Source organism: uncultured Methanobrevibacter sp. (assembly GCF_902764455.1).
GTDB lineage: Archaea > Methanobacteriota > Methanobacteria > Methanobacteriales > Methanobacteriaceae > Methanocatella.
This window is the reverse complement of record NZ_CACWVY010000037.1, coordinates 1-20,632: the sequence shown is the minus strand read 5'-3', so window position 1 is coordinate 20,632 and position 20,632 is coordinate 1. Positions and strand designations below refer to the sequence as shown.

Below are 20,632 nucleotides of genomic sequence, written 5' to 3'. Positions count from 1 at the left end.
TAAGGTGTCAACAGGTCTGAGTTTAGGGTGAGCTTCCATGTAGAATCCGTCTGCAGATCTGGAGAGACCTAAGGTTTGTCTGAGTTCGTCAGATCCTGCGGAGTGTTCGAGACCTACACTTAATACAACTAAATCATAAGTGTATTCAGTTACTTTACCGAGTAAAGTATCTTCTGCTCTGATAGTTAAGGTTAAATCGTCGTTTTCGAAGATTTGAGCTGGTTTACCTCTGATAAATTCAATACCGTATTTTTCTTGAGATGTTTTGTAGAACTCTTCGTATCCTTTACCGAATGAACGGATATCCATGTAGTAACAGGTTACTTCGGTGTCAGGTTCGTGGTCAATACATAATTGAGCGTTTTTCATGGAGTACATACAACATACTCTGGAACAGTATGGTTTACCGATTTGTTCATCCCTTGAACCTACACAGTGGATGAATGCTACACGTTTAGGTTCGATACCATCGGAAGGTTTTACAACGTGTCCTCCGGTAGGACCGGATGCGTTAATCATCCTTTCAATTTCCATAGCAGTAATTACGTTTGAGAAACGTCCGTATCCGTATTGGTAAATTCCAGATGGGTCGAATGGGTCGTAACCGATAGCTGCTACAATAGTACCAACTTCTAATTCGATTTCTTCAGCTTGTTGATTGTGATCGATAGCTTCTGGACCACAAACTTGTACACATAAGTTACATTCGATACAGTAATCTTTATCGATAGTTGCACATAATGGTACAGCTTGAGGGAATGGGATGTATGCAGCTTTAACCATACCTACACCTTCGTCGTAGTAGTTAGGTATTTCGATAGGACAAGCTTCTTGACAAGATCCACATCCAGTACATAATGCTTCATCAACGTATCTAGGTTTTTTCTCTACTTTTACGGTGAAGTTTCCGATGTATCCGTCAACTTCAGTTACTTCTGCGTAGGAAATTAATTCGATGTTTTCGTGTTTGAAAGCGTCTACCATCTTAGGTGCTAAAATACACATTGAACAGTCGAGAGTTGGGAATGTTTTATCTAATTGTCCCATTCTTCCACCAATGGTTGGGTTTCTTTCAACCATGTAGGTTTTGAATCCCATGTCACCTAAATCTAATGCGGTTTGAATACCTGCAACTCCACCACCGATAACTAATGCAGTGTTGTTTACATCTACTTTAGTTGCTTCTAATGGTTCGAGTAATCTTGCTTTTGCAATAGCCATACGGGTTAAATCTTTAGCTTTTGCAGTAGCTTCTTCAGGTTGGCTCATGTGTACCCAAGAGTCTTGTTCTCTTAAGTTAGCAAATTCAAATAAGAATTTGTTTAATCCAGCTTCTTCTACACATCTACGGAAAGTAGGTTCGTGAAGACGAGGAGAACATGCTGCTACAACAATTCTGTTTAAGTTTTTCTCTTTAATGTCTTCTTGGATCATTGCTTGACCTGGGTCAGAACACATGTATTTATAGTCGGTTGCGTATACTACATTTGGTAATGTCTTTGCATACTCTGCTACGTCAGGACAGTCGACTACTCCACCAATGTTAACACCACAGTGACAGACGTAAACACCTATCCTAATTTCTTCGTTATTTATATTTTCTTCTGCCATATTAATTCACCTTGTACAAGTCGTGAAAAATATCTAATATATCATAAAAATTGCAATTTTTTAAAAAAAGTCTATAGAATTTTTACATAGTATTAGATATACATATGTAGTAAATACACATATATAAAGGTTTCTTATAACATCTTGGAGTAAAGTTTATATATAATGAATAAAAATACTGATTAAAATTACATTGATGAATAAATAAATGATATTCAAGTCTATTTATCCAAAATAAAGATTAATTATTATTATTTGTCTAAATAATAAATTTAGGTTTGTTAAAAAATTGAAAATTTTGCTACAAAATCATGATAATTATCGGGAGTGTAATCAAAGAGATTACAGTGTTGATTAATATGCAGTCTGAGGTCAACTCATAATCCAGCTTATATGTTATTGCAAGAAGAAGTGACATCATTCCTGACGGCATTGCAGCTTCAACAATTGATACACTATATTCAAGATTTATAAGACCTAAATAATTGGCTATAAGAAATGCTATAAATGGAAATATTGCTAATTTCATAATTGAAGTAAATACAATCATATTTTTAGATCTGGACAATGCTGAAAAGTCTATTGAAAGCCCCAAAGCAATCATGATTAATGGAATTGCACCCTGTCCCAAATAATTTATGGTATTGTCCAGAACAGATCCGATTGGTACATTGATAAAGTTCAAAAGCAAACCTAAAACAACTGCCCAAAGAGGCGGGAAAAAAGCAATTTTTTTAAATGCAGTTTTAACTGTCCCTCCAAATTTCAATATTAAGACAAAGGAAAGAAGCAGAAATATACACAATGTTGCCATGTCACAAAAAATTGCCCTTAAAAAACCATCCTGACCAAAAATACCTAAAGTAACAGGATATCCCATAAATGCAGTATTTGCAATCATTACTGTAACAAGTACTGACCATAACGTAATGTCATCCAATTTAAATTGCTTTAAAATAAAAAATGAAATAATTCCTGTTACAGCTGAAGATGCCAAAATTATAAACGGCAATATCCCCAATTTCGGAATCAATGACAAATCTGCATTATAAATTGCATGAAATATCATACATGGCATTAAAATGTACATTACTATTCTATTGAAAGGGTCTATATCCTTTTCAGATAAAAAATCAATTCGTTTGAGAAAATATCCCAAACCAATCATCAAAATAATAGATAGAATAGTGGTTTCAATAGCATTCATGCTAGTAAATATGAACTTTGAAATATAAATAATTTATTAAAAAAAAGTTAAAAAAAAGAAAGGAAAATTAACTAACGATACCTTCGCTAGTAATTTTAAATACACATTCACCTTCAGGCAAATGAGGAGAATCCACTAAACGTGCAATTCTTTTACCTGCAAGACCTTTTTTAAGCCAAATTCTATAGGTAGAAGCGTGACCTAAAACATGCCCACCAATAGCTTTAGTCGGACTTCCAAAGAAAGAGTCCGGTTTAGCTTGAACTTGGTTGGTTAAAAATACTGCAACATTATAGGTATTTGCAATTTGTTGAAGGGAGTGTAAATGTTGGTTTAATTTTTGTTGTCTTACAGCCAATGATTCTCTTCCGACATATTCTGCCCTGAAGTGAGCCATTAATGAATCCACAATAACTAATCTAATGTTAGCTCCGCCTTGGATAAGTTCATTAATTTTGTCAACCATTAAAATTTGGTGAGCGGAGTTGAATGCACGGGCAACATGAATTCTGCTTAATACCTGTTCGACATCCAAATCAAATCCTTCAGCAATTTGTCTAACTCTTTCAGGACGGAAAGTGTTTTCAGTATCAACAAATACACATTCACCATCAAGACCGCCAAGTTCTTCAGGCAATTGAACAGTAACAGCTAATTCATGGGAAATTTGACTTTTACCAGATCCGAATTCACCGAATACTTCAGTAATTGATTGGGTTTCAATTCCTCCACCGATTAAATCGTTGAATTCTTGGCTACCTACTGTAATGTGACCAACGTCTTTTCTTCTTTCATCAACTTCTAAAGCAGTTTCAAAATCAATGTTTTCAGCACGACGAGCAGCTTCGATAACCTTTTCAGCTACACCTTCACCAATTTCTGCTTTAACTGATAATTCTTTTGGAGTAGCGGTTGCTAATCTCATCATGTCTGCAAAACCTGCATCTTTTAATTTTTCTGCTGTTTTTTCACCAACACCCGGCAAATCTGCTAATTCTACCATAATAATCATTCCTTTGTTTGTTTATTTAAAAATATTTGTTTAAGATTTTTTTAGGACGTAACCTATTTTCTTCATTAAATTCATCAAAGCTAACATCAGCTATAATCTCAATAGTTAAACCTGTTAAGTCTTCAAGCTTGTCTTCAATTCCATAACCATCTTCAATAAGACTAATAACTTCTTCTTTTTTCATTCCAATAAGTTCTTCGGCTAATTTATCAAAGAATGTTACTTGGATATCACCTGTATCATCTTCAATTCTTGTAGGAACCATAAGAAGATAATCCGGTTCATCAAAAGTATGGCCACAGTTATCACAAATGTACTCATCAATAGACTCTTCGACAGATTGGTTACAGTTAGGACATCTTTTACGAAGAACCCTATCAGTATTTACTTCACGAATTGTACCTGTGACAGATATGTTAGTGTCATCTTCTAATAATGATTCAATTTGTTTTGAAACATAAATTGCTTCCATTAACTCTTCTATGGAAGGTAATGCTTCCAATTCACTTTCACTAGGTTCAAGAAGAGTGGTAGCACTTGAAACATTAGCTTCAAGACGGTTATCCATATTTAAAGCTAAACGTGGATTTTGTAATTTTATTCCATCACCAATATTTCTTTCTTTTAAAGCATCTTTATCCCATAATGCAACTCTAATGGTTCCGGTATCGTCTGCTATTTCAATATTTCTAACATGACCGCTTTCACCTGAATCCCTGTCAAATTCACGTACATCATACATCTCAATTATTCTTCCGATAATGATGGTATCTTCTTCATCCTCATCAAGATCTTCAATCTTTTTAGGATTGTAAATAGCTTTTTCCAGTGTAGACAATTCAGGAATAAACATTGCGGCAGCCTGTTCATCGGACAATTTAATAACCCTTGAGCCGCTTCCAATATTCAAATCAACACTCATCATTCCAAGTCTGGTTCTGGCATTTTCAATTTGATATGCGTCACCGACAACATATTCTTCCTTAGCTCTTTCATTCCAGAATGATAATCTTACTTTTCCGGACTCGTCTGCAAACATTACTGAACGAACTTCACCGACAGAACCGTCATCACGTTGGAATTCATTAACATCATTAACAGAAAGTATTCTACCTACAATATCTATTTCTTTACCTTCGTCATCAATTTGTTCTATTTGACCAATAGGAACAGGTCTTAATTGCTCTCTGATGGATTCAAATTCATCTAACTCTTCAATAGTTAAATTTTCAGGGTTTATGGTAATTTGAGTATTGAATCCTGTATTCATGGAATATCCGCTTTCAGTATACTCATCATAGCGAACATTACCGCCGATGATTTTAACAATGTCTCCTTTATTTATTGGTAGAGCAGTATCATCACCCCAGAGAGTTACTCTAATAGATCCTGTTGAGTCTCCAACATCGAAGTTTCTTAATCTTCCTTCAGTGTTGTCTGATTTTCTTAAAAAGGTTCTGATATCTTGAAGTCTTATAACTACACCTTTAATGGCAACATCACTCTGTTCTGCCAAATCACCAATTTGAGAGAATTCCTGTTCAATTTCAGGTACGTCAAAGTCTCCTTTAATTATTCTGCCATCCCAGTGAGTAAGTGATATTTCTTGCTGGCCGTCCCTGTTTGTTCTTTCACGAGCCTGTGCAGCAAGTATTTTAACAGTATCCCCATCTTCCAATTTTAAATCATGAATAAGCTCAACATTTTTATTCCATAAAGTATAGGTGATTCTTCCGCTTTTATCTTGCAATTCAAGGGATGCGACTTTTCCTTGTTTTCCATTCTTTTCATAGCTTCTGATTGTAGGAATTCTTAATATTCTTGCAATGATATTTACTTTGGTTTCTGGTTCGATATCTGCAATGTCAGTTATAGTTTCTTCATAAACAGGGAATTTAGAAGAATCTTCTTCAAGATGAACAATGCTTGATCTAGGTCTTAAATTAGCTTCAAGACCTGAATATCCTTCCTTGATATCTACATTTTTAATTTGAATAATGTCCCCTTCTTTGAATTTCTTTAAAAGAGTCATGTTTTGAGTCCAGAAAACACATCTCATTGTACTGGTATTATCCTGAAGTTCTACATTGCAGACTTCTCCCTCATTACCTTTACGTGTTTTGAATGACCTTTTATTAGAAATGGATATTACTCTACCAGAAACTGTAGCATCCTTACTTCCTTCTTCTAAATCTTTTATTGATTTAACGGCAAATTCAGGTCTTTCTGAAACAGTTTCTACTTCTTCTGTTACATATTGACCTACAACAAGATTTGCCAAAGAAACATCATCCATATATGGATTATGGGAATTCTCAATTTTTTGCTCTTTCATTTTAGCTAAGAATTCTTCTTCTGTAATTTCATCTTTGACTTTATCATAATATTCTTGAAGTTCTTCAGTCATTGTAAATTCAGTCTCTTCACTTTCATCTGAATTATCATCACTTGCTGAAACTTCAAACGGCATTTCTTCTGAATCATCATTTGAAGGACTTGAAAGAATAGATGTGTCAACACCAGTATAATTTTGAACTACCATCTGTGCAGCTCCAAAATCATCTATAAATCCTGTATCAACATTATCGTTTTTTACTTTTTCTATTTCTTCCATAAACTCTTCTTCAGAAACTTGATCTTTGATTTTTTCGTATAATTCTAAAATTTTTTCTTCCATACCAAACCCCTCATAGAAAAGTTAATTATTATTTTATAATTATTCTCTATATAAAGTATTAGAGAGAGCATTTGACAAGTAATATTTTTAAAAAAAATTTATTATAAATATAGTTAAAGTGTGAAAATATGACCCTATGAAAAAACACTAATATGCATTCGGATTTTTCTTTAAAGTAGTTTTAATCATTATTGCCAAATCCAATCCCATATGCCAGTTTTCTACATACTCAATGTCATATTGTATACGTCTTTTGATAGAAGTATCTCCACGACATCCATGAATCTGAGCCCATCCGGTAATTCCCGGACGCACTTGATGTTTAACCATATATTTAGGAACATCTTTTTTAAATTGCTCTACAAAATAAGGCCTTTCAGGTCTTGGGCCTACAACACTCATATCTCCTTTTAAAACATTGAAAAACTGAGGCAATTCGTCAATACTAGTTCTTCTAATAAAGTTTCCAACCAATGTCTTTCTTGGATCATTCTTTGTTGTCCATTCAGATTTTTCCAAACCAGGATCCTGAACCTTCATGCTTCTAAATTTATACATGTTGAAAGGTTTACCGTTGTGGCCTATTCTTTCCTGTTTAAATATGATAGGTCCTCTAGATGTTAATTTTATTGCTATTGCAGTGAATATCATGATTGGTGAAGTAATAATGATGGCAATTATGGATATAATATAATCTGAAGTGTATTTTAAGAACTTGTTAAAGTCATCATCCAAAGGAACATAACGGATATTGATTATTGGAATATCCTCAATCATGTCCACAGATGGCTGGGCTGGAAAATACCTGATGTAATCTGGAATTATTTCCGCTTTGATACCTACCTTTTCACAGCTTTCCACAAGCTCGTTGATACGATAGTAATATCTTAAAGGAATTGCCAGAACAACTCTGTCGAAATTATTTTTTTCCAATACCCTATCCAAATCCTTAAAGGCACCGATGATTCTGGTTCCTGAAACTTCCATTCCAATATGTTCTGAACGACCTAGGATTCCACTGACTGCAAAACCCAAATAAGGGTTATTTTTAATTTTACTTGCAAATGTGAAAGCCAAATCATTATCTCCCACAATTAAAATATGCTTGATATTTCTATTATTGACTCTAATTCTTCTTAAGATGCTTCTGATAATAAAACGTTCAATAATTCCCAGAAATGAAGCAATAAATGCTAAAAGGATAAGCATGATTCTAGAAAAGTCCGGCTGGTTTATAATGAACAAAATTGAAACCAGTACAAAGAATGCTACAATATTCACCTTAATTATTTGTGTTGCTTCTGAAAATATGGTTTTATAAGTTCTGCGGGGCTTATATAGTCCAAAAGCAAAGTATAAAATAAGATAAGTTGGAATAACTGCGAATACTAAAAATAAAATATAGTCATGAAGGGGTAAATGTTCCCCAATTGGTCCGAATAAAGTTGTATGAAATCTCAGCCAAAATGAACTTGCTAGTGATACTACAACAACTAAAACATCAAGCAGTACCAAACTAATATTCAATAATCGCTGATTTTCCTTTATCATAATAACTACCAAAAAAACTAGTTATAAATATATTGGTAGATATCATATTTAACTTTTAGTTTTAAACAAATTTAAAAATAGCTTTATAATGCATAAAACAGCTATTCCAATGTAAACAATAATATTTACAATGAATGAAGATTCATGTGCATGGTGTTTTTTATAATAAATATACATTGCACGATAAAACTCATAAATAAGTTTATTTTTTTGTTTTTTACTGCTGGCACCCTTAAGGTGTGTTATTGAAGATTTTCCATAATAAACTATCTTCCAGCCCGCCTGTTTTATTCGGTAGCACAAGTCAATATCCTCACCATACATAAAAAACGTTTCATCCAGAAGACCGGCATCATCCAAGGCTTTACCTCTAATAAACATGAATGCGCCTGTAAGACAGTCAATTTCATAGACCTCGCCATCCGGCAAATCTGTCAGATTGTAATTGTCATCCTTGCTTTTGGTTGGAATATGAAACAGCCTGAAAAAAGAATTCTTAACGTTCGGAAAGGTTCTTTTGCATGCCTTGTCCAAATCTCCGTTTTCCAGCCTTACCCTGCATCCGCAGGCTCCGACATCCCCATGACTTTCCATATAATTATAAATGCTTTCTAAAGTATTCTCCCAAACAACAGTATCCGAATTTAAAAGCAGCACATAATCGCTTGAAAGCTGCCTTAAAGCCAAATTATTTCCAGCTGCAAAACCCTTATTTTCATCAGATGAGATAAACTTAACGCTGTCTTTAAAATAATCCTTCAACTTTTCTAAACTGTCATCACTTGAAGCGTTGTCAACGACGATGACTTCTATGGTGAAAGGATAGGAATATTTAAAAATTGAGTTAACTGTGTCTCTTGTCAACTCAAAAGTCTGATAATTTACAATTACAACCGAAAGATCCATAATTTACCTTTTTAAAAATTTAATTGTGTTAATAATTAATCTATATTCCATTTTTAAATAGTTTATTGTATTTTTCCAATGGAATTTGGTTTTTTGAATTTCATTTCTTCTGGATAAACCTTCTTTAATTCCTGAAAGATAAACCGGACCGAAACCTTTCTTTAAAAAGAAAATATATTTAATTAAAAATCCTAAAAACAGAAATATAAAATTTAAAATCTTTAATGGAATCGGAATATTTTTATAAACCGTCCATACATTGTTACGGGCAGCAAGACGTACTTTAAATTCATTGTGCCTGCTACCACTTGTTGCACTTCCAATATGATAAACAACAGCCTGCGGACATAACAGATTATGATAGCCGTTTATTTTTGAGCGTATTGCCAAATCCACATCCTCCATATAAGCAAAATACTTATCATCAAACATTCCAAGTTCCTCAAGGAGTGACTTTTTATAAAGGGCCGCACCTGCACAGCTTGAAAATATCTCCCCGACCTCAACATATTCATCAGAGGGATGATTTTCACCCGTCTTTTTTGTCCATGCAAGAAGATTATATTCATCGCCAACATCGTCAATCAAATCCTTATTGTCATATTGAAGCATTTTTGCCTGAACAGAAAATATATCCTGACGTGAAGAAATTAAATCCACCATATGCTTAATAGAACCTTTTTTAACTTCAGTATCATTGTTTAAAGAGAATATATATTCATATTTGGCTTTTAAAATCCCCTGGTTAACAGCTGGAGCAAAACCTCTATTTTCCTGGTTTTCAATGACAATAACAGAAAAATCAAATGAATTGTTCCTGATAAACTCTAAACTATTGTCCTTGGATCCGTTATCAATGATTATGACCTCTCCAATATGCTCGCTTTCGCCATTAAGTGATTCGAAGAAAGCTTTCAAAAATCTTTCCCCATTATAATTTGGTGTTACAACAGAAACTTTCATATCAATCAATAGAATTTTTAAATTTAAACCACAATTTATAATATAATTTCGGATTTAATAAAAATAGGTTTACTTTTGTCTTGAATTTTAAATCCCCTCTAAATCTGGCTAATTTTGAAAACAGATCCTTTTTTTCCATTACATACATTACTTCATCAAAACCATAGCAGCTATAAAAGAAATAGTTCATATTACCAAATATTGCCTTTGGAATTCTAGTATAAATTATTGAATTTGCCAGACTGTTTTTTCCGTTAATCCTATAATAATTAGCAAGGTTTTCAAAAATTGGAACTATATCAAAACGTCTATACTCAGTTGTTCTGATTGCCGAATCATAGCGTTGGACATAATAATATGTGATTTCCTTACTGACATGTATTCTGTCGCCATGTATTAAAGCTTTAAGTGCAAATTCAGTATCTTCACCATAAACAACACCCGGAGTGAATCTGATATCAAAATTCTTAATAATTTCCGTCCTGTAGGCCAGCTGGAAAAAATTAAACAAAATTTCCATGTTCAGTTCTTTTCTAATAAATTCATCAGTAGAAATGGTATCGAAATTAAAATTATTAGGATTGGGGGAAATCTCATCATCATGCTGCTTTGCAAACTGAATCATATTGAAGTCATAGCCCTCTACATATAATTCAGACAAATGGTTTTCCAAAATATAATCATCACCGTCGACAAATACCAGATATTCTCCTTCTGAAATATCTATTCCATGATTTCTTGCAACACTAACACCGGCATTATCCTGATGTATTACCTTGTACTTAACTCCACAGTCCTTCAAAGTGGAATTTATAATTTCCAGGCTGTTGTCTGTAGAACCGTCATCAACGACAATGATTTCATAGTCCCTGAAATTTTGATTAATTACTGATTTAAGAGTGTTACCTATATATCTTCCACAATTATAAACTGGAATTATAACACTAATTTTAATATCATTCATAGTAACCCTCTTATTTTAAAAGAAAATCAACAACACGCTTAGATGCTTGACCATCAATTTCATTAAATTGTGTTTTTACAAATTCAGATATTTTATTTTCATCAAATTCATTTTTTTCTATTACATTGATTAACTGGTTTGAATCATAAACGACAGGACCAGGAACTGAAGATTTAAAATCGAAATAAAATCCCCTTTCTTTAGTCAAATAACTGTCATAATCATATGTGAAAAATATTATTGGCTTGTTTAAAAGAGCAAATTCTATCATGATTGATGAATAATCAGTTATCAGCATGTCACTAATCAAAAGCAATTCCTGTTCTGAAGGATAATCGCTGCAGTCAATATATTCACCTTTTGATGAGATATCATCTTTATAAAAGTTTTTGATTTTAGGATGAAGCCTCAAGGCCAAAATATACTCATCACCCACCAATTCGTTGAATTTCTCCAAATCCAAATAATCAAATACATTGTTGTATTTTTCTTCATCCCTGAAAGTCGGAGCATACAAAATAATCTTTTTATTATCATCAATTCCGTATTTTCTGCAAAATTCGGATTTTAAACCGCTGATATCATGGTTTTCAAAATAGTAATCGGCTCTGGGAAGGCCCAAAGGTTTAATTTTTTCTTGAGGGATTTGAAATGCCTCACTGTAAAATCCTTCAATATTGCTTGAAGAAACAATTAAATAATCAGTATTTTCACTGGCTTTCTTAAGTATATCTCTACTTTCAAAATCAACAGATCCTCCAAATTTTTTAAATGCACCTGGAGCATGCCATAGCTGGACAACAATATTTTCAGGATTAAATTTCATGAATGCTAAGGGGAAAAAATTATCATTTAAAAATATAAATTTGGAGCTGGATAAAAGCTTAAAACTATTGAAAGACAATTTGTCCTTGTAAAATAAGTGAAATTCAAAACTCCCTCTTTTTTCAAATTCTTTTTTAATATAATCTAAATTACCTTTGAATGATTCATTGGAATCTATAACAAATGAAACTCTATTGCTTTTAACATTAGTACGCTTAAACAAACTAAATAAAGCACCGTAAATTCTATGCTTAAAATATTTCATAAACATCAAGACAATTTAGTGGAAAAATGCCAAAATTCCAGGTACAGACTCCATCATTGCCTGTATACCCAAAATGAAAATAGCAAGTCCTCCAATGAAATTAATAACTCTTGCATATTTCATTGCAATCCTAGTACCAAAAGTACCGAGGGATAACCAGAAGACTACTGCAATTAAACTTAAAATAGCCAAACCTAAAGGATTGACACCTGCAGCCACCCCTTGTGCTGCTAAAATTAAGTTTTCGATGTTTCCGAAAATTAACAATACTGAAAAAGTTTTTAATTCGGAATCCACCTTATTCACCCCTAATAGACTTAATCATTGCTTGTAAACCTAAAACAAAAATAGCAAATCCACCGATAAAGTTTATAAAATCAACATAATCAATTAACATTTTAGTTGCAAATGTTCCAATAAGTAACCAGCATGTAACACAAATAATACTTGCAATACCCAATTTTAAGGGGTTTACACCTGCAACAACACCTTGTGAAGAAAGTACAAGGTTTTCAATATTTCCAAAAACAATTAAACCTACAAAAGGCAAATATTGTTCCAACATCCAAATCACCATTCCCCTAATATAAAAACACTATACTATTGAATATTAACGAATAATAATATATAAAATTATCTTTATTTTAAAAAAGTTAATAATAATAAAATTATATTTAAAATATATACGAAAAATTAAATTCTTTAGAAAAAATATAAAGTAATTAAAATTATATTAAAAAAAATAGAATAAACTTATAAAAAAAGAGGTATGTTTCAAGTGTAAAAATCACCTGTTACCATACATTTTTTCATAATATTTCTGATAATCACCACTTTTAACCTGGCTGGTCCAGTCCTGATTATCCAAATACCATTGGATTGTCTCAACAATACCTGTTTCGAAAGTATAAGAAGGACTCCATCCTAAATCATTTTGAATTTTACTGGAATCAATTGCATAACGCCTATCATGACCTAATCTATCAGTTACAAATTCAATCAGTGACTCATCCTTATTTAATTCATTGAGAATTAATTTAACAATTTCAATGTTCTGTTTTTCATTGTTACCACCGATATTGTAGACTTCACCCAGCTTACCTTCATGCAATACCAAATCAATGGCCACGCAATGGTCATGGACATGCAGCCAGTCACGAATATTTTTGCCGTCACCATAAATCGGCAATTTTTTATCTTCCAGAGCATTGGAAATCATTAATGGAATTAATTTTTCCGGAAATTGATAAGGACCATAGTTATTTGAACAGCGAGTAATATTTATAGGTAAATCAAATGTCTCACCATATGCTCTTGTAATTAAATCTCCACCAGCTTTTGAAGCTGAATATGGGCTGTTTGGCTGTAAAGGAGTAGTTTCTCTAAAATAACCTTCAGGACCTAAGCTTCCATAAACTTCATCCGTAGAGATTTGAATGTATTTTTCAACACCGAATTCCTTTGCGGCATTTAATAGAATCTGTGTTCCCAAAACATTTGATTTAATAAAAATCTCAGGATCTTCTATGCTTCTGTCAACATGACTTTCAGCAGCAAAGTTAATTACATAGTCGCACTGTTTAACCAAATCATCAACAACAGATTTATCTCTGATATCTCCTTTGACAAAGGAATAGTTATCCTTATTTTCAATATCTTTTAAGTTTTCAAGGTTTCCGCAGTAGGTTAAAGCATCAAGGTTAATGATTTCATATTCTGAGTATTTGTTAACCATATATCTTACGAAATTGCTTCCGATAAATCCGGCTCCTCCTGTAACAAGTATCTTAGTCATGTTATCACTCGTATTTAATTTGAGATTCTTTTAGGGTTTTCCATTGCTTATCCTTATCTGACAGGATTATCTCATCAATATCATCAATAGGCCAGTCAATAGCAATATCTTCATCATTCCACATTATTCCACTTTCATCTTCTCCATGATAGAATTCTGTACATTTATACTGGAATTCAGCTTCGTCTGATAATACTACAAAGCCGTGCGCAAATTTTGGCGGAATATACAATTGTTTTTTGTTTTCTTCTGATAAAATAGCTCCTGCCCATTTTCCGTAAGTTGGTGATTCTGCTCTCAAATCAACACCAACATCAAATACTTCACCTTTGATAACACGCACAAGTTTACCCTGAGGATAATTAAGCTGCAGGTGAAGACCTCTTAAAACACCTTTTGAAGATTTGGATTGGTTATCCTGCACAAATGTCAAGTCATAACCTGCTTCTTTAAAGTCGTTTTCATTATAAGATTCCATAAAGTATCCCCTATTGTCTTCAAATACAGTAGGTTCAACTGTAAACATTCCTTCAATGTCCAATTCAGTAAATTTAAATTTTCCCATAAAATCACTTTTTAACTAGATTAAATAAGTATTGCCCATAATCAGTTTTTTCAAGCTCTTTTGCTGTTTTTAACAATTCTTCATCGTTAATGTAACCTTTAAGATAAGCTATCTCTTCAAGACAGGCAATATACAAACCTTGTCTTTTTTGAATAGTTTCAATAAAGTTAGAAGCTTCCAAAAGCCCCTCATGAGTACCTGTATCAAGCCATGCCATACCTCTTCCAAGAAGTTCAACCTTAAGCTTACCACGATTCAGATATTCTTCATTAACGGACGTGATTTCAACTTCCCCTCTATCTGAAGGCTTAACATTTTTTGCTATTTCAATCACATCATTATCATAAAAATAAAGACCAGGTACAATATAATTTGATTTAGGATTTTGAGGCTTTTCTTCAATAGATAAAACATTCCATTCCTCATCAAATTCAACAACGCCAAAGGCTTCAGGGTTATTAGTGTAATATCCAAATATTACTGCACCTTCTTTTAGGTTTTTAGCCCTTTCAAGGATTTCTGTGAACCTGTGTCCATGGAAGATATTGTCTCCCAAAATCAAAGCAACATTATCATCACCTATAAAATCCTCACCAATAATAAAGGCTTCAGCAAGCCCGTTAGGGTTTTCCTGAATTTCATATGAAAATTTAATTCCAAGACTGCTTCCATCACCAAGTAAGTCTTTATACATCGGTAAGTCACGGGGAGTAGATATAATTAAAATTTCCTTAATTCCCGCAAGCATCAAAACAGATATAGGATAATAAATCATTGGTTTATCATATAAAGGCAATAATTGTTTAGAAACCGCTTTTGTAATAGGATAAAGACGAGTTCCAGAACCCCCTGCAAGTATTATACCTTTCATAACAATCACTAAAAATAGATTTTATTTCTTATAATTAATATAAGTTATTTAAAAAAGAAAAAGAAGTTTCCCATTAAGGAAACATTTTTAATTTTAAAAAGTCATTTTCACTTGCTGCATCTTTAAATGTGTCGATAATGTCCTTATCAACCACACTGGCATTGACCAACACGATATCACAGTAAATTTCGGTTAAACAGTCGTAAAGAGCATCTAAATTTTTACCGTAATAATCCGGCAAATTTAATGCATCAGCCAAATAATCATGACCATTTTCCTTAATTAAATTACCGTCCAACTGCATTTTAAACCTCTTTAAATGTGTTATAGTGGTCTGAAGTGTAATAAACTTTATAGTCACCTGAATTGTAGACTATCCTTTCAGCTCCGCGCTGGGTTCCATTGGCGTTAATGTCACATTCTATGTATTTTGCATTACTGTCGGGAAGAACGTGCTGCCTGTTGGTAAATGTATCTCCACCTATGCTTTTTCCTGGAGCATATTCCTTAAGAGGTCCTCCACGCCATCCAAGGTCTTGTGCTTGCTTTTTAGTTATATAATTGCTTGGAAGCTTATGATATTGTTTAATGTATGCTGCAACTTCATTTACAGTACAATATTGGCCATCTTCAACTACACTGACATCACCCTTATCGCCTCCGAAGTGTAAAAAATCAAAAAATCCTGCACTTACGGCTCCAATACTAAACAGGGCAATTACCAATGCAATGAAAAAAATTAACTTTTTATTCATTTAATCAACTCAATGTATTCTTTAATAGCTTCTTTATAATCTCTTAAAGGTTTAAAGCCGTTTTCAACCCATTTCTTATTTTTCAAAACAGAATAACTTGGCCTTGGTGCAGGCCTTGAAAATTCAGAAGCGGTAACGGGAATGACTTTAACATCCTTTTGTGCAATTTCAAAGATATATTTTGCAAATTCACACCATGAGCAGCTTCCTGAATTTGTCAGATGATAGATTCCGTAAAAATCTGTTTCAATCAGCTGGGAAATTCCATAAGCCAAATCCGGAGTGTATGTAGGTGTTCCAACTTCATCATAAACAACTGTTATTTCTGAGTGATTTTTAGCTAACTCAAGCATTGTTTTTGGGAAATTCTTACCGTTGATGCCGTATAACCAGGCAGTCCTTAATATAAAGTATTTATCCAAAATTTCCAAAATGGCCTCTTCCCCTTTTAGTTTACTTTTACCGTAAACACTAATCGGACCAATTTCACCATCCTCTTCAATTGGATCTCTTGCTGTTCCGTCAAATACATAATCAGTACTTACATGAACAAGAGGACAATCCACTTCCTTGCATGCCAAAGCAAGGTTTCTAACACCTTCACCATTTACCGCATAGGCCAAATCCTGATTGGTTTCACATCCGTCAACATCGGTATATGCCGCTGAGTTGATAACAATATCTGGCTTATTTTCAACAATAAACTCTATGGTTTTATCCTTATCAGTGATATCCAATGTTTTGGATGTTGTTAAAAGCAATTCATGCTTGTCTTTTAAAACTTCTTGCAGGTCATGGCCCAACATTCCATTGGAGCCTGTAATTAAAATCTTCATAATAATCCCTTAAAACTTTAATATATAGTTTAAATATATATTATATTTAATATTTAAAGACGGAGTTAAAATCATGAAAGTATGTATAATGGGACAGGGATATATTGGACTTCCAACTGCTGCTCTTTTTTCAAGAAGCCATTGTGAAGTTGTTGGAGTCGACATTAACGAAGAAATTATTAATAACCTTAACAGAGGTATTATTCACATTGAAGAGCCCGGAATAGCTGATATCATCAAAAAATCCTTGAAAAAAAATACTTACAAAGCTTCATTAACTCCTGAAAAAGCAGACGCTTTTATTATTACAGTCCCTACCCCATACATCACTGAAAACTACAGCTGTGATTTGAGCTATGTCACCACTGCATGTGAAACAATAATTCCATATTTGGAAAAGGAAAATACTATTATTATAGAATCTACAATAGCTCCTATGTCTACTGATGATGTAATCAAACCTATTTTTGAAAAAGCAGGCTTTACTATTGGTAAAGACCTGTATCTTGCACATTGTCCTGAAAGAGTTCTTCCAGGACGTATTTTAGAAGAGCTTGTTCACAATGACAGAATAATTGGTGGAGTAACACCTGAATGTGCCGTTAAAGCAAGTGAAGTATATGGACAATTTGTTGAAGGATACCTAATGCTTACAGAGGCAAAAACCGCAGAATTGTCAAAATGTATGGAAAATACATATAGAGATGTCAATATTGCTCTTGCAAACGAACTTGCAAAAATCTGTGCTGAAATTGGTGTAAATGCACTTGATGTAATTAAAATGGCAAATAAACACCCAAGGGTAAATCTGCATTCTCCAGGTCCTGGTGTTGGAGGCCATTGCCTTGCAATTGATCCGTACTTTATTTATGCAAAAGCACCTGAAACCGCTAAAATAATCAAGCTGGCACGTGATACAAACAATTCAATGCCTGAATTTGTATGCAAATATGTCAAAAAAATAATTCCTGACGGTAAAATTGCAGTGCTTGGAATTTCATATAAAGGAAATACTGGAGACGACAGGGAAAGTCCCGCCTATGAAATTATAGCAAGACTTGAAAATGACGGATATGAACTTTCCATCCATGACCCTCACCTTGAAAGGGAAAACCTGGTAAGCTTTAAAGATGCAATAGATGGTGCAAAATTAATACTCATCCTATGTGACCATAATGAATTCAAGCATCCGGATTATGAGCTAATCAGCAAAAAAATGGAAAAACCAATTATTTTTGACACAAAAAATATAATCTATAAAGTTCCTGATGACGTTAAACTTTACAATTACGGTAATTTATATACCTTAGAATAAAAAAAGAATGGGAGTTTGACTCCTTAAAATTAAATATTAGAGTAGTTTCATTCACCGAAACTAACTCTTTCGAATTTTTCTAATGATTTTAGTGATTTTGTTGCATCTACACCTATTTTTGTAGTTGTTCCATCACTTTCAGCTACCGGATCAAGGGATGAACCACGGACATTAGGAACAATCATAATGTCTCTGTCACCTTTTACTCTTGTTGATATTGCATATTCAACATCTTCAGCATCAAATACATTAACGTCAGTGTCAACAACCACACAATGTTTAAGTGAAGGGTGAGCGGATAATGCAGCCATTATAGCGTTTTTTCCATCTCCTTCAGTTTGTTTATTGATAGATACAACAGCATGTAACCAGCAGCAGCCCCCTTCAGTTAAAACAACATTTTCAACTGTAGGCACTGCATTTTTAACGGCTTTGAAAATTCTTGGCTCCTGTGGAAGACCCTGTAATAACTTATGTTCAAAACCGGCAGGTAAAATTCCATGATAACATGGATTATCCTTTTTAATGTGCATAGTTTCCAAATTAATGATTGGCTGGTCACGAATGATATCATAGGTATCGGTCAAATCAACAAAAGGACCTTCAGGAACTGTTTGTGTCACTGATATTTTACCTTCGAGTATGATATCAGCCTGCGGAACATTCAACTCGCCGCATTTGATTAATTCCAAATTGCCGCCCTTAAATGCGTTGGCCACATCCATTTCATCATAATCAATTGGAATTGATGTAGTACTTGCAAGCAAAATTGCCGGATCCATTCCAATAGCTATTGCAATTTCCAAATCTTGGCCTAATTTTTGAGCTTTTTGGAAGTAAGTGTAAAGGTTTCTTGGAACTATTCTGATGACTAACCTTTTGTTATCAAGTACCATCATTCTGTGAATTGATGCATTTTGAATGCCTGTTTCAGGGTCACGTGCAAATACAACACCTGCGGTAATGTAAGCTCCACCATCTCTTTTGTAATGGGTTAAGATTGGTATTTTATCCAAATCAGCTTCACTGGTATTATAGTCAGAAAAATCAGTGAATTTATCTACCTTAATTGGTCTTTCCATAGCTTCAATGATTTTTTCAGTGATTTCACTGACTTCACAATTGATTGATTTGGCTATTTTTTCACGAGTATTGCATATTCCAGAAATAACAGGTAAATCAAATCCTTTAACGTTTTTAATAACAACAGTATCTTTTGGATATTGTCTTAAAACCTTTGCTACCTCAAATTCAGTTGAAAGTTCTTCTGTGATTTCAATTATATTGTTATCTTCAATTTTCATAATATCCCTTATAAATTAATTTTCTTGTCTTTTAACTTGTCTAAAAGTTCTGTAATATTTGGATTATCAATAGCAAATATTTCACCTGCGATAACTGCCGCATTTTTACCGTTGTTAATTCCAACAGTTGCAACGGGTACGCCCGGAGGCATGCTTACAGTAGTGAGCATATAATCTTTATCGTTTTCATTGGTACACGGTACACCAATAACCGGCCTATCTGTAAGACCTACTATTCCTCCTGTAACCTGTGATGAGTTAGAACTGATTCCAATGAAAACTTTTGCATTTTTCATGCATTTTACATAATTTGTGAATTTTTTATTTGACCTGATTGGACAAACCACTTTAATGTCATGACTGATTTTGAGCCTATCCAATATTGAAGCTGCTTTTTTAGCAGTAGGAAGGTCTGATTGTCTTCCAACAATAATAGGTACTTCAGCATCTATATTTTTACAACCTTCAGGAGCATCTTCATCAACTTTAATATCGTTGACTTCAAGGTCCTTAACTCTTAAAAATTCATTTCGAATAAATGGCCTGTCTATTTTTTGAACAATGCTCTCATTGCTGTCATATACCTTTCTTGCATAATCACATCTTAATTCAATGACTTTCTTACGTACTTCTTCATCATGGACGGCAATATATTGAGCAGCCAATATTGCAGCATTGTCTCCTCTATCAATTCCAACTGTTGAAATAGGAGAAGGATAAATCATTTGCACAATGGAGTCCAATGCATCTAAACCATTAGTCTTAACATCAACAGGAACTCCGATAACAGGTCTAGGCGTGTAAGCTGCAATAGCACCAGGTAAGTGTGCTGCTAATCCTGCAATTCCTATAAAAACTTCAATACCTGCATCAGTTCCTTGACTGACAATTTCACGAACAAGGTTCGGTGTTCTGTGTGCAGATGCTATTTTTAAGCTATATGGTATTTCAAGCTTGTCTAATATGTCCATAGCTTTCTCAGCAATAGCAATATCCGAACCGCTTCCAAGAATAATCATTATTTTTGGTGTCATAAAATCCCTTCTAAAAATTTATAAACATAAGATATTTTATACTAAGTTACATATTAAATTATCTTATTGTAATAATATGACTCTTTCAAAAACTTTGTTGATTTAAAATTTTTTGATTAAAGTTAGTTATGAACTTTTAATCCTGTTTAAAAACAGTTAAATTTAATAAGAAATTG

Annotated in this window: 20 protein-coding genes; 1 reads left to right on the top strand and 19 read right to left on the bottom strand. The window is 33.4% G+C overall.

Annotation, left to right across the window (positions count from 1 at the left end; translation table 11 throughout):
- The 17 genes from QZU75_RS10560 to rfbD form a co-directional block, all read right to left on the bottom strand.
- Positions 1–1,611: CoB--CoM heterodisulfide reductase iron-sulfur subunit A family protein (locus QZU75_RS10560; RefSeq protein WP_296883611.1), on the bottom strand; the 1,611-nt coding region annotated here is incomplete at its 3' end.
- Positions 1,612–1,912: 301 nt separating this feature from the next.
- Complete coding sequence (locus QZU75_RS10555) at positions 1,913–2,818, bottom strand: AEC family transporter (protein ID WP_296883610.1); 906 nt, start codon at positions 2,816–2,818, stop codon at positions 1,913–1,915.
- A gap of 67 nt (positions 2,819–2,885) precedes the next feature.
- A complete protein-coding gene (gene radA, locus QZU75_RS10550; RefSeq protein WP_296883609.1) occupies positions 2,886–3,821 on the bottom strand; it encodes a DNA repair and recombination protein RadA in 936 nt (311 codons plus the stop codon).
- 25 nt (positions 3,822–3,846) lie between these two features.
- The gene (locus QZU75_RS10545; protein ID WP_296883608.1) at positions 3,847–6,507 is read right to left on the bottom strand and encodes an OB-fold nucleic acid binding domain-containing protein; all 2,661 of its coding nucleotides are present in this window, start codon (positions 6,505–6,507) and stop codon (positions 3,847–3,849) included.
- A 147-nt stretch (positions 6,508–6,654) separates the two neighbouring features.
- The gene (locus QZU75_RS10540; protein WP_296883607.1) at positions 6,655–8,058 is read right to left on the bottom strand and encodes an undecaprenyl-phosphate glucose phosphotransferase; all 1,404 of its coding nucleotides are present in this window, start codon (positions 8,056–8,058) and stop codon (positions 6,655–6,657) included.
- A gap of 48 nt (positions 8,059–8,106) precedes the next feature.
- The gene (locus QZU75_RS10535) at positions 8,107–8,964 is read right to left on the bottom strand and encodes a glycosyltransferase family 2 protein (protein ID WP_296883606.1); all 858 of its coding nucleotides are present in this window, start codon (positions 8,962–8,964) and stop codon (positions 8,107–8,109) included.
- 3 nt (positions 8,965–8,967) lie between these two features.
- Positions 8,968–9,927, bottom strand: a complete 960-nt coding sequence (locus QZU75_RS10530; RefSeq protein WP_296883613.1) for a glycosyltransferase family 2 protein — start codon at positions 9,925–9,927, stop codon at positions 8,968–8,970.
- Position 9,928: 1 nt separating this feature from the next.
- Complete coding sequence (locus QZU75_RS10525; protein WP_296883604.1) at positions 9,929–10,891, bottom strand: glycosyltransferase family A protein; 963 nt, start codon at positions 10,889–10,891, stop codon at positions 9,929–9,931.
- A 10-nt stretch (positions 10,892–10,901) separates the two neighbouring features.
- Complete coding sequence (locus QZU75_RS10520; RefSeq protein ID WP_296883602.1) at positions 10,902–11,939, bottom strand: CDP-glycerol glycerophosphotransferase family protein; 1,038 nt, start codon at positions 11,937–11,939, stop codon at positions 10,902–10,904.
- 57 nt (positions 11,940–11,996) lie between these two features.
- The gene (locus tag QZU75_RS10515) at positions 11,997–12,278 is read right to left on the bottom strand and encodes a hypothetical protein (RefSeq protein ID WP_296883601.1); all 282 of its coding nucleotides are present in this window, start codon (positions 12,276–12,278) and stop codon (positions 11,997–11,999) included.
- Between the two features lies 1 nt (position 12,279).
- Positions 12,280–12,546: a hypothetical protein gene (locus tag QZU75_RS10510; RefSeq protein ID WP_296883600.1), complete on the bottom strand. Its 267-nt coding sequence runs from the start codon at positions 12,544–12,546 to the stop codon at positions 12,280–12,282.
- A gap of 222 nt (positions 12,547–12,768) precedes the next feature.
- Positions 12,769–13,776 carry a dTDP-glucose 4,6-dehydratase gene (gene rfbB / locus QZU75_RS10505; protein ID WP_296883599.1) on the bottom strand — a complete coding sequence of 336 codons (1,008 nt, stop codon included), beginning with the start codon at positions 13,774–13,776 and terminating at the stop codon, positions 12,769–12,771.
- A gap of 4 nt (positions 13,777–13,780) precedes the next feature.
- Positions 13,781–14,341, bottom strand: coding sequence for a dTDP-4-dehydrorhamnose 3,5-epimerase (rfbC, locus tag QZU75_RS10500; RefSeq protein ID WP_296883597.1), 561 nt, complete (start codon positions 14,339–14,341; stop codon positions 13,781–13,783).
- 4 nt (positions 14,342–14,345) lie between these two features.
- A complete protein-coding gene (rfbA, locus tag QZU75_RS10495) occupies positions 14,346–15,212 on the bottom strand; it encodes a glucose-1-phosphate thymidylyltransferase RfbA (protein WP_296883595.1) in 867 nt (288 codons plus the stop codon).
- Positions 15,213–15,285: 73 nt separating this feature from the next.
- Complete coding sequence (locus tag QZU75_RS10490) at positions 15,286–15,516, bottom strand: barstar family protein (protein WP_296883593.1); 231 nt, start codon at positions 15,514–15,516, stop codon at positions 15,286–15,288.
- Between the two features lies 1 nt (position 15,517).
- Positions 15,518–15,967: a ribonuclease domain-containing protein gene (locus tag QZU75_RS10485; protein WP_296883592.1), complete on the bottom strand. Its 450-nt coding sequence runs from the start codon at positions 15,965–15,967 to the stop codon at positions 15,518–15,520.
- On the bottom strand, positions 15,964–16,803 hold the full coding sequence (gene rfbD, locus QZU75_RS10480) for a dTDP-4-dehydrorhamnose reductase (RefSeq protein WP_296883591.1): 840 nt from the start codon (positions 16,801–16,803) through the stop codon (positions 15,964–15,966). Before rfbD ends, QZU75_RS10485 begins: the two co-directional genes overlap by 4 nt.
- Before the next feature lie 73 nt (positions 16,804–16,876).
- On the opposite strand from rfbD, the gene QZU75_RS10475 reads away from it, so the two are divergent.
- The gene (locus QZU75_RS10475) at positions 16,877–18,118 is read left to right on the top strand and encodes a nucleotide sugar dehydrogenase (RefSeq protein WP_296883589.1); all 1,242 of its coding nucleotides are present in this window, start codon (positions 16,877–16,879) and stop codon (positions 18,116–18,118) included.
- Between the two features lie 47 nt (positions 18,119–18,165).
- Here the strand turns inward: QZU75_RS10475 and QZU75_RS10470 are convergent, their stop codons facing one another.
- Together QZU75_RS10470 and purE are read right to left on the bottom strand one after the other, a co-directional pair.
- Positions 18,166–19,422, bottom strand: coding sequence for a UbiD family decarboxylase (locus QZU75_RS10470; protein WP_296883588.1), 1,257 nt, complete (start codon positions 19,420–19,422; stop codon positions 18,166–18,168).
- A gap of 8 nt (positions 19,423–19,430) precedes the next feature.
- Positions 19,431–20,456 (bottom strand): 5-(carboxyamino)imidazole ribonucleotide mutase, encoded by a 1,026-nt coding sequence (gene purE, locus QZU75_RS10465; protein ID WP_296883586.1) that lies wholly within the window; start codon positions 20,454–20,456, stop codon positions 19,431–19,433.
- Between the last annotated feature and the right edge of the window lie 176 nt (positions 20,457–20,632).

Excerpts from the sequence above, each read along its gene's own strand:
- QZU75_RS10555 (WP_296883610.1), bottom strand. The coding sequence starts at position 2,818 with ATGAATGCTATTGAAACCACTATTCTATCTATTATTTTGATGATTGGT.
- radA (WP_296883609.1), bottom strand. The coding sequence starts at position 3,821 with ATGGTAGAATTAGCAGATTTGCCGGGTGTTGGTGAAAAAACAGCAGAA.
- QZU75_RS10545 (WP_296883608.1), bottom strand. The coding sequence starts at position 6,507 with ATGGAAGAAAAAATTTTAGAATTATACGAAAAAATCAAAGATCAAGTT.
- QZU75_RS10540 (WP_296883607.1), bottom strand. The coding sequence starts at position 8,058 with ATGATAAAGGAAAATCAGCGATTATTGAATATTAGTTTGGTACTGCTT.
- QZU75_RS10535 (WP_296883606.1), bottom strand. The coding sequence starts at position 8,964 with ATGGATCTTTCGGTTGTAATTGTAAATTATCAGACTTTTGAGTTGACA.
- QZU75_RS10530 (WP_296883613.1), bottom strand. The coding sequence starts at position 9,927 with ATGAAAGTTTCTGTTGTAACACCAAATTATAATGGGGAAAGATTTTTG.
- QZU75_RS10525 (WP_296883604.1), bottom strand. The coding sequence starts at position 10,891 with ATGAATGATATTAAAATTAGTGTTATAATTCCAGTTTATAATTGTGGA.
- QZU75_RS10510 (WP_296883600.1), bottom strand. The coding sequence starts at position 12,546 with ATGTTGGAACAATATTTGCCTTTTGTAGGTTTAATTGTTTTTGGAAAT.
- rfbB (WP_296883599.1), bottom strand. The coding sequence starts at position 13,776 with ATGACTAAGATACTTGTTACAGGAGGAGCCGGATTTATCGGAAGCAAT.
- rfbC (WP_296883597.1), bottom strand. The coding sequence starts at position 14,341 with ATGGGAAAATTTAAATTTACTGAATTGGACATTGAAGGAATGTTTACA.
- rfbA (WP_296883595.1), bottom strand. The coding sequence starts at position 15,212 with ATGAAAGGTATAATACTTGCAGGGGGTTCTGGAACTCGTCTTTATCCT.
- QZU75_RS10490 (WP_296883593.1), bottom strand. The coding sequence starts at position 15,516 with ATGCAGTTGGACGGTAATTTAATTAAGGAAAATGGTCATGATTATTTG.
- QZU75_RS10485 (WP_296883592.1), bottom strand. The coding sequence starts at position 15,967 with ATGAATAAAAAGTTAATTTTTTTCATTGCATTGGTAATTGCCCTGTTT.
- rfbD (WP_296883591.1), bottom strand. The coding sequence starts at position 16,803 with ATGAAGATTTTAATTACAGGCTCCAATGGAATGTTGGGCCATGACCTG.
- QZU75_RS10475 (WP_296883589.1), top strand. The coding sequence starts at position 16,877 with ATGAAAGTATGTATAATGGGACAGGGATATATTGGACTTCCAACTGCT.
- QZU75_RS10470 (WP_296883588.1), bottom strand. The coding sequence starts at position 19,422 with ATGAAAATTGAAGATAACAATATAATTGAAATCACAGAAGAACTTTCA.
- purE (WP_296883586.1), bottom strand. The coding sequence starts at position 20,456 with ATGACACCAAAAATAATGATTATTCTTGGAAGCGGTTCGGATATTGCT.